Source organism: Qipengyuania benthica (genome assembly GCF_030717865.1).
In the GTDB taxonomy this organism is placed as follows: Bacteria; Pseudomonadota; Alphaproteobacteria; order Sphingomonadales; family Sphingomonadaceae; genus Qipengyuania; species Qipengyuania benthica.
Window position 1 is genome coordinate 1,045,690 of sequence record NZ_JAVAIL010000001.1, and the last position, 13,864, is coordinate 1,059,553.

Sequence of the window (13,864 nt, forward strand, 5' to 3'; positions counted from 1 at the left end):
CTCATCTGGTTGCGCGAGGCCCGACGAATGCGCGGAATGCAGCCGCCAGAGGGACGGGAGGCTATCGTAGTACCGACCTCCTTGGGCAGTCCGTCCAAGGCGTGGGGATTTGCTGCTGCAAGTTTCACTGTGGTCCCCACATTCTTCCCTACACGATCAGGAGCGCGATTTTAACCACCCCCACCTTTTTTGAAGAACCATCCTTCAAAAGAAGAATTCCTTGCTTAACATCGATAAGGGCATGGCTAACCCGGCCAATGGATCGCTGGTTCTTTAGCTTCAAGGAATAAGAAAATGCGGCAGGTTTCAGTTCCGGCTTGGGATGCCGTTCATCGCCTTCCTACTGATTGGAGGACTCTAAGGTGCGCATAAGCTTTCCGCGAGTGGCTGCATCTTAGGAACTTGCGCTGTCTTTTCTTCGATCGAGTGAAAGCCAGTAGCGGACTGCCTTCCCGCACTCGACCCGCCCATACTGTGCAAATATCAGCCCGCGGCTGCTTTCCACCCAATTCACGCCATTCCTGCTGGCTCGCCACGAGGCTGAAACCGGTCGGGCCGTTATCGCAAGATTTTCACCAGAAGCTGCCTGTCAGCAAACGACGCCCAAGCGGACATTTGCGGCTTCCCCCGTTGAAGTCCGCTCTGCATCTATGGCATCGCGGGCGGCATATGATCAGGGCACGTTTCGAAATCTTCCAAGGACTCCGAGCATGGCGCGCCGGAAACTACGAACGGTGTGTTGCGAAGCTCTACGCTGGAGTTGCCGCGCTCGAATCCCTCGGGCGCTCCGTTTCGCCTAGCAGCAGACTTAAGCTATTGATAGCAAGTGCCTTGGCAGGGGAAGCGGAAGTCGCCCGGACGCAGTTGAACACAGTTGTTGGGGTCATTCTCCAAGACACCACCACAAGCGTTCACGACAAGAACTATCTTATGCTGGTGATCGAGGCCTCATGCCAGAGGCTAGACATTCCGACGCCGCATGAGGTCACAAAGGCGAGTCGAACCGAATATCCTCGTGTGTCGAACCGCCTGATTGAATCGTATCCAATCAAGCTCCTGGTGCCAGAACTCCTGTAGCCTGTGTCCGCTTGCCACCCCATAGTCGGACGTTCGCACCTCAACCGGCGGTCACCAAAAGCGGACTGGCGGCTTTCTGCGATACTCTGCCAAAAGCTGCATGGCAGCTTACGTGAAGGGTTTCGGGCGCCGATAGGCGTACGAAAGTCTCCGAGGACCGAACCCGCGGGCCGCACGCGCTTCGCTATGGGGTTTTCGGTTTTTGACTGATCCCGGGGTGACGAGAACTGCCGCCCGGGTGGATGCTGACGCATCGGATCGTGGCTATCGGCAGGCGTGCCCGGCGCAGATGGTGGGCCGGATCATGGCTGGACCGGTCCATACCGTCGACTGTCGGCGACGGTAGCGCGAGCGGTGGCATCGCCGGAAGCGCAACGACTGGGCGGTGGAGTGAAGACAAGCCATGCCGGATCATGGCGCGAGTTCCCGGATGAGTGATGTGGCGGATGGTGGCGCACGCGGCTGCTGCCAGCGCGTGAAGGTCTCGATCACGACCATGTGACCCCCGCAGCATGGGCACGGCGGCCGGGTATCAGGCGCCTCCTCGGCCGCGCCATCTTCGGGCGGCGGCGCGACCGCGAGCAGCTTGCGGGCAAGCTCGATGCTATCCTTGCGCCTGGTACCGGCGAGCAGGCCGTAGTGACGGATGCGATGGAAGCCGGATGGCAGGACATGGAGCAGGAAGCGGCGGATGAACTCGTCGGACTCAAGCGTCATCACCTGCTGCCGGTCGGCTCCGCTGCGGCGATAGTTCTTGTAGCGGAAGGTGACGCCGCGCTGTTCGAAGGAGATGAGGCGGCTGTTCGAGATCGCCACCCGGTGCGTGTAGCGCGACAGGTAAGCGAGCACCGCCTCGGGCCCGGCGAACGGCGGCTTGGCATAGACGACCCAGCGCTTCTCCCGGACCGGCGCGAGGTGCCGCAAGAAGGCCCGGCGGTCGGCCAAATGCGCCAGGCTGCCGAAGAAGGCGAGCCGCCCGGCGTCGTGGAGCTGGAGCAGCCGGGTAAGGAACAGACGGCGGAACAGTGCGCCGAGAACCCGCACCGGCAGCAGGAAGGCCGGGCGTGACGATATCCATCGCCCGCCATCAGAAGATATCCCGCCGCCCGGTACGATCATGTGCACGTGCGGATGGTGGGTCAGCGCGGAACCCCAGGTATGCAGCACGGCGGTGATGCCGATGCGGGCGCCGAGATGCTGCGGATCGGCGGCGATGGTAAGCATCGTCTCTGCCGCCGCCTTGAACAAAAGGTCGTAGACCAGCGCCTTGTTGGTAAAGGCGATGGCGGCGATCTCTGCCGGCAGCGTGAACACCACGTGGAAGTAGCCAACCGGCAAGAGATCGGCCTCGCGCGCCTCGAGCCAGGTCCGCGCGGCGGCGCCCTGGCACTTGGGGCAATGCCGGTTGCGGCAGGAGTTGTAGGCGATCCGCCAGTGTCCGCAGTCGGTGCAGGCCTCGACGTGCCCGCCAAGGGCAGCGGTGCGGCAATGCTCGATCGCCGACATGACCTTCAGCTGATGCAAGCTCAGATGCCCGGACTGGGCGGTCCGATAGGCAGGGCCTGCAGCGCGGAAAACGTCGGCGACCTCGAGTGAGGTCCGCACCGGCTCAACCGGAGGGTGCCTCCGGCTCGGGCAGGAACAGGCCAAGCTTGTCGAGCGGACTGGTCACCGCGCGCACCGTGCGCGTTGCCACCCTGGTGTAGAACGCGGTGTTCTCCAGCTTCGCATGGCCGAGCAGCGCCTGGATGATGCGGATATCGATGCCGTCCTCGAGCAGGTGCGTTGCGAAGCTGTGTCGCAGCGTGTGCGGTCCAACCCGCTTGGCGATCTCGGCAGACTGCGCGGCTTCGACGACTACACGGTAGAGTTGGCGGGTCGAGATCGGCTTGAGATAGTGCTGCCCGGGGAACAGCCAGCCATCGCGGTGCATCACGCCCTGTTCGTGGCCCAGCTTCCACCACTGACGCAGGAGCTTCAGCAGGTCCGCCGGGAGCATGGCGTTGCGGTACTGCCCGCCTTTGCCGCGCTCGACCCTCAGCAGCATCCGCTCGCTGTCGATGTCGCGGACCTTGAGCATCGAGACCTCGGCGACGCGCAGCCCGGCGCCATAGGCGACCGATAGCGCAGCCTGGTGCTTCAGGCAGGTGGTTGCGTTAAGCAGGCGCGTCACTTCATCGCGGCTCAACACCACCGGCAGTTTGCGCGGATGGCTCACCCGAACCAGCCTGCGGGCGAGGTCCGGCCGATCGAGCGTCTGGGTGAAGAAGAACCTCAGCGCCGAGACCACGCTGTTCATGGTCGGCACTGGCACACCCGCCTCGCGCTGCTCGACCTGGAACCGGCGCAGATCTTCCGCCGTGGCCGTATCCGGAGGACGACCAAGGAATGTGGCAAAGCGTCCGACGTCGCGGATGTAGTTGCGCTGCGTCTCGCGGCCGAAGTGCCGCATGTTCATATCGTCGATCAGGCGCTGGCGCAGCGGGCTGACAGGGGCAATGGAAATGAGCTCGTTCATCGTTCGACTCCTTGGTTGAAGGAGCCGAAATGCTCTGCCTGTCTGGGGTCTTGCTCAATCCAGACGTGGAGCCCGAAGTCTTACCCGAACCTCACCGTCAGCGCTCATCCCGCGCAGCGGGTTCGTTCATCGACCCAATTGCCGCCATGGCAGGCTAGGACTAGGCTTCTCTCATGGAAGCCAGCACCCCCTATGAAAGCGCTCAGCAGCTTTGCCAGACGTTGAGAGAGCATAATGAAATCTTGAAGGGAGATGGCCTGAGAAAGCGGTTTTTTCATGATGAGGCATTGTTTAGGGTATCTGAATTTGCCGAAGGCCTCGGACTAAAAAGCTGGTCAGGTGTATCGATCCACGATGGGACTATAACCACCAACCTCGACTTTCGGTTCGAAAGATTTGATGACGAAGACAAGGTCGTGTGGGCAGGAAATGAACTTATTATCTTTATCATATTCCCGTCTGAAGAAATTATCGCAGAATACGCGGCCCCTAGCTTCGACCCGAGCTTGGAAATGCTGGGTTGCGAGCAAGTGACTAATATTAGCCTCATTTTAGCAGAACGTGCGAGTGGTTACCCAAACCTAGGTTATCAAAAGTTCGTACGCTCAGTTGCAGGCTGTATCTAGATAAAACCCGTTACGGAATAAGTCTATACATTCGGCTGAGAGCGTTTTCGCCATTTGATGGCAGCTTCCCACCCCACCATCGGACATTCTTGCCACCGCAGATAAGCGCCAGGAGCGGAACGACGGCCTGCCGCGATCTTGTCCCAATAAGCCGCGCAGGTGGAACGCTGCCGGCAAATCGGCGATCGCACCGGGCACTTTTGCGATTGCAACAAATATCAAGAGGTGCAATCTCTGACGCATCCAACCGTCCGCTCGATCTTAATCGCGGGTTGCGATGGCTGGCCTTTGAAACTTCACCGGGAGGGGACTGTCGGTGGAGTTTCATCGGCACCGGCTCCCCGGAACAGCGACAGAAAATCGCCTTTTTTGAGAGCGGGCACCGAAAAACGGGCCCGGCACGTGCGCAAGTGCGCAAGCGGATCGGCGGCCTGCCGCGATTTCTGCGGAGTCCGATCGACGGCGGACGGCCCGATTGCGGACGTCGCATAATCGCTTCGCCAAGGCTTTGGCGTTCTGCTTGCCAGTATGCTCTTTATCGATCAGGTTGAAGCGCGCGTTCGAGGGAAGACTCATGTCGAAATTGGTTTGGATCGTGCCGATGCTGATCGCAATTGCTTCTCCGGCTTACGCGGAGCAGAGTCTCGAGGTCCCCCAGAGGCCTCAAAGCGTCGAGACGAATGACGACGAAACTGCGCCGGAACCGGCGCCCGCCATCGTCGTCTATGGCTCGGCGGACAGGCGCATGGTTTTGACCGGCTCTCGGCTACCGAGGGCTCCTGTGCGCAAGGACGGCCCCGTCGCGACAGACACCGGCGTCATGGGCTTGGTCCCAGGATCCGGAATGGATCCGTTCGCTGGGGGAACCCGAAAGATCACGACGAAAACCTGCCGCAGCGACGGCGAGGCTATCAGCAAGGAAGCTGCCTGCTTGCTCGCAAAAGCTGACCGGTCGTGGGAGAACGGCGACGCGGAGCGGGGCGCAAGCCTTCTGCGTAGTATGGCGGATGAAGACCACTTCAATGCCGAGGAACGTCTGGCCGCCTCTCAGAGGCTGTATGCAATCGGAGACGGTATTCAGAGCCGAGCATTGCGCGAGGAAGCTTTGATCAAGATGATCGATACGGGCTTGTTGCCGCAATCGGATGCGATCGCGGCTCATCGCACACTTGTTGCGATGGCTATGAAGCGGGCCGAACCTACCCTGGCCGTCTCGCGACTGGAGAGCCTTTTGAGTGTGTCTCCCGGCAGGCCACAGGACTGGGTGAATCTGGCTGTCTTGCAACGCCGGCTAGGCGATCCGGCAAGCCGGACTTCGATGCTCCGGGCAATCGATTTGAACGAGGCGGCGGGTCGCCCGATTGATCCCAGCTGGCGGAGCTTCTTGGAGAGCTGACCGCTCACGTCCGTGTTCCACCCGAATCCGGATGTTCCGATCGGATCGGTTCCGCACCCGAAGCGGGCTCCCGATTTTCCGAATGCTCTGGGGCCTACGGGGAGCCGACCGACGCCGCTATCCCCCCCAGCGCCTCCCCCGCGGCGACGCCGCTGGCCCAGGCCCATTGGAAATTGTAGCCGCCCAGCCAGCCGGTGACGTCGACCGCCTCGCCGATCGCGTAGAGGCCGGGGTGCTTCTTTGCTTCCATCGTCTGCGAGGACAGTTCGCCGGTCGCGATGCCGCCGCTGGTGACCTCGGCCTTGGCGAAGCCTTCGCTGCCGTTGGGGTGGAAGCTCCAGCGTGCCAGCCGGGTCTCGGCCTCGCGCAGCGCGGCGTCGGGGGCGTTGCCTAACTCGCTGGCGATCCCGATCCGCTCGGCGAGGATATCGGCGAGGCGGTGCGGCAGTGCCTCTCGCAGCACACTGCGCAGCGTGGCGCGTGGGGTCGCGCGCTTGGCGGCGAGCAGCCAGCCGGTCTCGCGCTCGGGGAGGAAATCCACGCTCACCGGGTCGCCGGGCTTCCAATAGGAGGAGACCTGCAGGATCACCGGCCCCGACAGCCCGCGATGGGTGAACAGCGCCGCCTCGGAGAACGCCTGCTTGTTGGCGGTCGCGGTGACCGGCGCGGCGACGCCCGAGATCTCGCGGAACAGCACGTCGTCGCCGCCCAGCGTCAGCGGGACGAGGGCGGGGCGGGGCTCGACGAGCTTCAAGCCGAACTGGCGCGCGAGCTCGTAGGCGAAGCCGGTCGCGCCCATCTTGGGGATCGATGGACCGCCCGTGGCGATGACGAGGTTTTGCGCGCGATATTCGCCGCTCCGGGTGCGCACGGTGTAGCCATCCTCCGCCGCGACCTCCGTCACCTCCTCGCCGCAGCGCAGGGTGACATCGCCGCCGTTTTCGGTTGCCCGCTCGCACTCCGCCAGCAGCATCGCGACGATCTGCTTGGCCGAACCGTCGCAGAACAATTGCCCCAGCGTCTTCTCGTGCCAGGCGATGCCGTGGCGCTCGACCAGATCGAGGAAATCGCGCGCGGTGTAGCGCGCCAGCGCCGATTTGGCGAAATGCGGGTTGGCCGAGAGATAATTCGCCGGGCCCGCGCCCAGATTGGTGAAATTGCAGCGCCCGCCGCCCGAGATCAGGATCTTCCTGCCCGGTTGCTCGGCGCGCTCGAGCAGCAGCACCCTGAGCCCGCGCTGCCCGGCGCGCGCGGCGCACATCAGCCCGGCGGCTCCGGCGCCCAGCACGATGGCGTCGTATTGCGTCATGTGCGGGTCAGAGCGGCGCCGCGGCCAGCGGGCGCTCCTGCCTCGCTACAAAATAGAGCAGCGTCCCCGCCAACACCAGCCCGCCGAACACCGCCCAGCTCTGCGCATCGGCATGGGTTGCGACCCACAGGGTGCTCACCACCGTTAGCGCGCAGACCAGCGCCCGGACCGGGCGGATCCGCCCCTCGCGGTGCTCGAGCACGGGCAGCGCGAAAGCGGCGATGAGATAGGTCAGCAGCCGCGTCAGCGTGCCCGCCAGCGCCAGCACCATGAACCCCTCCCACAGCCCGAAGGCGATGCTCGCCGCGCCATAGAACAGGATCGAATTGACCGGCGTTCCCAGCCGGGGCGAGACCGCCATGAACCAGCGCGGCAGCATGCCCCTTTCCGCCATGCCATAGGTCATCCGCGGCAGGCTGATCCCGCCGGCGAAATTGTTGGCGCCGATGCTGAAGGCTGCGGCGATGACGATGGCAATCGCGCCGACCGGCCCCATCGCGTCGCGCGCGGCCACCGCCAGCGGGTTGTCCGCATCCGCGCCCACCACCGGGCCGATCGCGATATAGGCCCAGATCACCAGCATGTAGAGCAGCGTCACCGCCCCCAGCATCGCCACCAGCGCCAGCGGCACGTCGCGCCTGGGGTTCTTCATCTCGCCCGCGGGCAGGACGACGTATTCGAACCCGATGAAGGCGTAATAGGTCAGCAGCACGATGCTTTCCGCGGCGGAGAATTCGGGCAGCACCAGCCCCATGCTCGGCTCGCCCGCGAACAGGCCGGCGCCGATCAGCGCGAACAGCGGCAGCAGCTTGACCGCGGTCAGCGCGCCCAGGGTCGCCACCGAGCTTTTGAGGCTGAACAGGTTCACCACCGTGATGAAGCCGATGAACCCCGCGACCACCAGCGGTCGCAGCAGCGGCCCGTCCACCGCGGGGAACAGCGTCGCGAGATAGGAGACCATCACATGCGTGTTCGCCGCCACCGTCACGATCGCGCTGGCGTAGCGCGCCCAGCCGGCCTGGAAGCCGACGAAGCGCCCGAACGCCGCCTCGCCGTAGAGGATCGGGCCGCCGCTGTGGTCGAACCGCGCCGACAGCCAGGCGAACACCAGCACCAGCGGCAGGAACAGCACTCCGCCCAGCAGCATCATCCACGGCGCGAACTCGCCCACCGCGAGGAACAGCGTCGCGGGCAGCGCGAAGATCCCCGCGCCGATCATCCCGTTGACCGGGAGCAGCGCGGTGCCGAACAGGCCCATGGTGCGCGGCGGTGCGGTTTGCGTGTCCATTATCTCGTCCCCTTGCGACACCGAGGCGGCCCTGGGCGGCGGGCGCGCCTATGCCGTGGGCCGCGCCGCGCCAGCAAAGCAGAAACCGGACGCGCGCGACAAGCAGAAGTTTCACTCGCCCTCCCGCCACGAACTGCGCGCCAGAGGTTCACATTCGCGCCGGACAATCTTAACTGCACTCCATGGCTCGCACCCCCGCCGGAACCCCTCACGATCCCCGTGGCAAGGAACGCTTCAACGAGGAGCGCGCCACCTCGACCGTCGCGGGCGCGCAGCCCGATCTGGCGGCGGGCGTCGCCGCGATCCGCGAGACGGTGCAGACCCTCAAGCCCAAGCCGGGGGTCTACCGGATGCTCGATGCCCGCGGCGAGGTGCTCTATGTCGGCAAGGCGCGCAGCCTCAAGGCGCGGGTGGCCAACTACACGCAGGTCAAGAACCTCACCAACCGGCTCCAGCGGATGGTCGGCCAGACCCGCGGCATGGAGATCGTCACCACCAATTCCGAGGCCGAGGCGCTGCTGCTCGAGGCGCAGTTCATCAAGCGCTTCCGCCCGCCGTTCAACGTGCTGCTGCGCGACGACAAGAGCTTCCCCTTCATCCTGCTGCGCGCCGATCACGCCTTCCCGCGGATCATGAAGCACCGCGGCGCGCGCCGGGCCAAGGGCAATTACTACGGCCCCTTCGCCAGCGCCGGCAGCGTCAACAAGACGATCAACGCGCTCCAGAAGCTGTTCCTGCTCAGGAGCTGCTCGGACAGCTTCTTCGCCAATCGCGACCGGCCCTGCCTGCTCTACCAGATCAAGCGCTGCTCGGCGCCCTGCACCGGGCGGATCGACGAGGCGGGCTATGCCGAGCTGGTGGGCGAGGCCAAGGATTTCCTCGGGGGCAAGTCGAGCGCGGTGCAGGGCAAGATCGAGCAGCAGATGGCCAAGGCCGCCGAAGCGCTCGATTTCGAGACCGCGGCGATCCTGCGCGACCGGCTGCGCGCCGCGACCTTCATCCAGGGCAGCCAGGCGGTCAACGCCGCCGGAGTGGGCGATGCCGATGTCTTCGCGCTCGCCGCCAAGGGCGGGCAGATCGGGGTCCAGGCCTTCTTCATCCGCGGCGGTCAGAACTGGGGGCACAAGGCGTTCTTCCCGAAAAACACCGGCGAGATCGACAAGGACGACGTCCTCGCCGACGTGCTGCTGCAATTCTACGAGGAAGTGCCCCCGCCGCGCACGATCCTCACCGATCGCGCGCTGCCCGAGCAGGAGCTGATCGCCGAGGCGCTGGCCGCCAAGGCCGGGCACGCGGTGGCGATCTCGGTCCCGCAGCGCGGCGATAGGCGGCGGCTGATGGAACAGGCCAGCCGCAACGCCACCGAAGCGCTCGAGCGGCGGCTGGCCGAGACCGGCACCAAGGCGACGTTGAACCGCGCGCTGGCCGAATTCCTCGAACTGGAGGAACCGCCCAAGCGCATCGAGCTCTACGACAACAGCCATATCCAGGGGACCAAGGCGGTGGGCGCGATGGTGGTCGCCACCCCCGATGGCTTCGACAAGGGCCAGTACCGCAAGTTCAACATCAAGACCGCGGCGGGCAACGACGATTTCGCGATGATGCGCGAGGTGATGCAGCGGCGTTTCCGGAAGCTGGCGGAGGACGAATCCTCCCCATCCCCAGATGGGGAGGGGGACCATCCGCAGGATGGTGGAGGGGTAAACTCTGCTCTCGCAGGGAAAACGCCTCCGCAAGATGGTGGACGGGCAAATTCGCCGCCCGCCGGCAATACCCCTCCACCGCCTGCGGCGGTCCCCCTCCCCGGCGCAGCCGGGGAGGATCGCGGGGTGGCCCGCAAGCCCGCGCGCCCGCCTTCACGCGGCCACGAGGCTGTCTGGCCCGATCTCGTCCTGATCGACGGCGGCAAGGGTCAGATGAGCGCGGTGCGCGACACGCTGGCAGAGATGGGGATCGACGACGTGCCGCTGGTCGCCATCGCCAAGGGCCCCGATCACGGCCGCGAGGGGCGCGAGGTGTTCCACTTTCCCGACGGGCGCGAGAAGACGCTGCCGGTCAATTCGCCGCTATTGTTCCACCTCCAGCGGCTGCGCGACGAGGTCCACCGCTACGCTATCGGCGCCCACCGCGCCAAGCGCAGCCGCGCCATCACCGCCAGCCCATTGGACGAGATCCCCGGCATCGGCCCCTCGCGCAAACGCGCGCTGCTGCTGCATTTCGGCACCGCCGGCAAGGTCCGCGCTGCCGCATTGGCCGACCTCACCCGCGTCCCCGGCATCAGCGCCGCGGTGGCGCGGCAGGTCTACGATTTCTACCACGCGGGGGGGTGAGGGGGCACCAGACCCGCCCGTCGCCCGAAGCTCGCCGTCACCCGAAACCCAGCCGTCACCCCGGACTTGATCCGGGGTCCAGCTTCCTTTTGCCGCGCCAGCCGATCCGCCGCCGCAACGGGCGCGCGATCGCCCCTTGTGTTGGCCCAAGCTTCATCGCATCACGCGGCCCATGGGGGACACCGACCACGCAGCGCTGCAAAAGCTCGTCACCGATGCAAAAGCGTCGGGCGGGTCGGAAATGGCGAATGCCCAGCTCTTCGTCGAGCGGCTGACCGCCGCGCTCGGCCTGCCGCAACCCGATTTCCAGGGTGAGGACACGGTGCTCAGCGACTATGTCTTCGAGCGACCCGTCACCTTCCGCCATACCGGCGGCACGGTGACCACCGGGCGCATCGACTGCTACAAGCGCGAGTGCTTCATCCTCGAAGCCAAGCAGTCGGCCAAGCGCAAGCGGGCGCGCGAGAGCGAGCAACTGGAACTGGCCGGTGTCGCCACCACGCAGAAGCTGGGCCATGCCAAGCGCGGGACCAGGACCTGGGACAAGGTGATGATCGCCGCCAAGAAGCAGGCGGAGGATTACGCCCGCGCGCTCCCCGATGATCACCCCTATCCACCGTTCATTCTGGTCGCCGACATCGGCAATGTGATCGAAATCTATGCCGATTTCAGCGGGCAGGGCCGCAATTACGCGCATTTCCCCGACCGCCAGAACTATCGCCTGTCGATGGACGATCTGCTGCGCGAGGATGTCCAGTCTCGGCTCCGCGCGATCTGGACCGACCCGCCCAGCCTCGATCCGGCCAAGATCAGCGCCGAGGTTACGGAGGACATCGCCAAGCGGCTGGCGAAGGTCGCGCGCAGCCTCGAGAAGCGCCACGATCCCAAGGATATCGCCGAATTCCTGATGCGGTGCCTGTTCACGATGTTTGCCGAGGATGTCGGCCTGCTGCCCGATAGCGGTTTCGAGAAACTGCTCGAGCAGATGGTCGAGACGCCCGAGAACTTCGCGCCCGCTCTGGAAAGTCTGTGGCGCGTGATGGACGAGGGGGGGTACGCTCCCCACCTCAACGCCACGATCAAGCGCTTCAACGGATCGCTGTTCAAGACGCGCACCGCGCTCAAGCTGGAGGCGGACGATATCCGCGAGCTTTGGCTCGCCTCGCGCAAGGACTGGCGCGACGTCGAACCCGCGATCTTCGGGACGCTGCTGGAACGCGCGCTCGACACGAAAGAGCGCGGCAAGCTGGGCGCGCATTTCACCCCCCGTGTCTATGTCGAGCGGCTGGTGGTCCCCACCATCATCGAACCGCTGCGCGAGGATTGGGATGAGGTGAAGGCGCTCGTCACCGAGCTGCAGAAACAGGGCAATTACGAGGCGGCAATCGAGGCGGTGCGCGATTTTCATCATCGCCTGTGCACCACCCGCGTGCTCGACCCGGCCTGCGGCACCGGCAATTTCCTCTATGTCAGCCTGGAACTGATGAAGCGGCTCGAAGGCGAAATCCTCGAAACGCTGGAAGCACTTGGGGACGACGAGGCGCGACTGCTGCTCGACGGCGAAACGGTCAACCCGCGCCAGTTTTACGGCCTGGAAATCAACCCGCGCGCGGTCCCCATTGCCGACCTCGTCCTGTGGATCGGCTTCCTCAAATGGCAGCTGCGCACCGTCGAGGTGAAGGACCTGCCCGAACCGATCCTGCACGCTTACGGCACCATAAAACATCAGGATGCGCTGATCGCTTACGACAGCATGGAAATGCTGCGGGACCAGCAGGGCAAGCCGCTGAGCCGGTGGGACGGCGAGACGATGAAGCGCCACCCGATCACGGGCGAGGAAATTCCCGATCCCGACGCGACGATGGAACTGTACGAATATGTGAACCCCCGCCGCGCCGAATGGCCGCAGGTCGAATTCATCGTCGGCAACCCGCCTTTCATTCAGGGCACCGATATGCGCGCCGAACTGGGTGACGGCTATGCCGAGGCTGCATGGAAGGTGCGCAAGGACGTGCCCGGCGGCGCGGACTTCGTGATGCATTTCTGGGACGAGGCGGCCACGCGCCTGCTCGCCAAGCCGCCAAAAGGCGCCAAGGGCGAGAATCCGCTCCGCCGTTTCGGCTTCATCACCACCAATTCGATCACCCAGACCTTCAGCCGCCGCGTGGTGGAGCGGCACATGAACGCCAAGCTGCCGCTATCTTTGGTCTACGCCATTCCCGACCACCCCTGGCTCAAGGCAAGCGACAAGGCGGCGGTGCGCATCGCTATGACCGTCGCGGTGCGTGGCGAGCGTCAAGGAAAATTAGCGAAGGTGGAGCACGAAAGCGCGCTCAGTAGCGACACTCCCGAGGTGCGATTGGAAATCGACGAGGGGAAGATAAGCCCAAAAATTCGCTTAGGCGCCAACCTATCTTTATTAGAGTCGCTCATATCGAACGAGCAGATTAGCTACCAAGGCATAAAGCTACACGGCGCTGGCTTCATAGTGACAGCTTCCCAAGCATCAGCACTTGAGGGGAGATCGGACATCTCTCCAGACCGAATAATACGTCCCTTCCTTAACGGTATGGATTTAACTCGCCGCTCCCGAAAGGCTTGGGTCATCGACGCTTCGCTACTCGAAGAGGAAGAACTACAGCAAGAATATCCGGAAATTTATCAATATCTTTCAAATCATGTTCGCCCAGAACGAATGCAAAACCGGCGAGACGTTCGGCGTCGTTATTGGTGGAAATTTGGAGAAATTGGAGCAACTTTCCGACCAGCCTTGGAAACTCTAATCAAATTCATTGCTACCACGAGAACAGCAAAGCATCGCACTTTTTCCTTTGTAGAAAGTGCGACTGTCCCCGAAAGTGGCCTTGTCGTATTTAATCTCTTTACGGGGTTATCTCTCGCTATCTTGAATTCGCGGGCACACGTCCACTTCGCGCTTTCGAATGGGGCATTCCTGGAAGATCGCCCATCGTATCACAATACTCAAACATTCGTCCCCTAGGGTCCAAACCCAATCAGCCTCTTGAAAAGCGGCGGACACATTGATTCAAGGGTTCTCCACTGAGTAGGAGGTCCCTGAACATGTCGCGTTCGTTGTTCTGGCTGTCGGATGAAGCGTGGGCGGCGATTGAGCCGCATTTGCCGAAGAACCAGCCTGGAGCCCGGCGGGTGGATGATCGGCGAGTGATATCGGGCATTTTGCATGTGCTGAAGGTTGGCTGTCGCTGGTGCGATTGTCCGGCTGAATACGGACCATCGACGACGATCTACAATCGGTTCAACCGGTGGTCGCGGCGCGGCTTCTGGCTGAAGTTGCTCGA

Annotated in this window: 9 protein-coding genes; 5 read left to right on the top strand and 4 right to left on the bottom strand. The window is 63.8% G+C overall.

Annotated elements, in window-relative coordinates; all coding sequences use genetic code 11:
• Positions 1-1,488: 1,488 nt before the first annotated feature.
• Entirely contained in the window at positions 1,489-2,682 is a 1,194-nt protein-coding gene (locus tag Q9K01_RS05230; RefSeq protein WP_305929124.1) for an IS91 family transposase, read from the bottom strand.
• A gap of 4 nt (positions 2,683-2,686) precedes the next feature.
• Positions 2,687-3,595 (bottom strand): tyrosine-type recombinase/integrase, encoded by a 909-nt coding sequence (locus tag Q9K01_RS05235; RefSeq protein WP_305929125.1) that lies wholly within the window; start codon positions 3,593-3,595, stop codon positions 2,687-2,689.
• A gap of 173 nt (positions 3,596-3,768) precedes the next feature.
• Here Q9K01_RS05235 and Q9K01_RS05240 point away from each other — a divergent pair, with 173 nt between their 5' ends.
• Both Q9K01_RS05240 and Q9K01_RS05245 read left to right on the top strand, forming a co-directional pair.
• Positions 3,769-4,221, top strand: a complete 453-nt coding sequence (locus Q9K01_RS05240) for a hypothetical protein (RefSeq protein WP_305929126.1) — start codon at positions 3,769-3,771, stop codon at positions 4,219-4,221.
• A 574-nt stretch (positions 4,222-4,795) separates the two neighbouring features.
• Positions 4,796-5,617, top strand: coding sequence for a tetratricopeptide repeat protein (locus Q9K01_RS05245; protein WP_305929127.1), 822 nt, complete (start codon positions 4,796-4,798; stop codon positions 5,615-5,617).
• Positions 5,618-5,711: 94 nt separating this feature from the next.
• On the opposite strand, the gene Q9K01_RS05250 is transcribed toward Q9K01_RS05245, so the two are convergent.
• Together Q9K01_RS05250 and Q9K01_RS05255 are read right to left on the bottom strand one after the other, a co-directional pair.
• Positions 5,712-6,926, bottom strand: a complete 1,215-nt coding sequence (locus Q9K01_RS05250; protein ID WP_305929128.1) for a BaiN/RdsA family NAD(P)/FAD-dependent oxidoreductase — start codon at positions 6,924-6,926, stop codon at positions 5,712-5,714.
• A 7-nt stretch (positions 6,927-6,933) separates the two neighbouring features.
• Positions 6,934-8,214 (bottom strand): APC family permease, encoded by a 1,281-nt coding sequence (locus tag Q9K01_RS05255; RefSeq protein ID WP_305929129.1) that lies wholly within the window; start codon positions 8,212-8,214, stop codon positions 6,934-6,936.
• A gap of 182 nt (positions 8,215-8,396) precedes the next feature.
• Here Q9K01_RS05255 and uvrC point away from each other — a divergent pair, with 182 nt between their 5' ends.
• From uvrC to Q9K01_RS05270, 3 genes are all read left to right on the top strand, one after another.
• A complete protein-coding gene (uvrC, locus tag Q9K01_RS05260; protein ID WP_305929130.1) occupies positions 8,397-10,544 on the top strand; it encodes an excinuclease ABC subunit UvrC in 2,148 nt (715 codons plus the stop codon).
• Positions 10,545-10,716: 172 nt separating this feature from the next.
• Positions 10,717-13,545 (top strand): class I SAM-dependent DNA methyltransferase, encoded by a 2,829-nt coding sequence (locus Q9K01_RS05265; protein ID WP_305929131.1) that lies wholly within the window; start codon positions 10,717-10,719, stop codon positions 13,543-13,545.
• An 80-nt stretch (positions 13,546-13,625) separates the two neighbouring features.
• Positions 13,626-13,864, top strand: a 239-nt coding sequence (locus Q9K01_RS05270) for a transposase (protein WP_305929132.1), incomplete at its 3' end; no start/stop codon positions are given.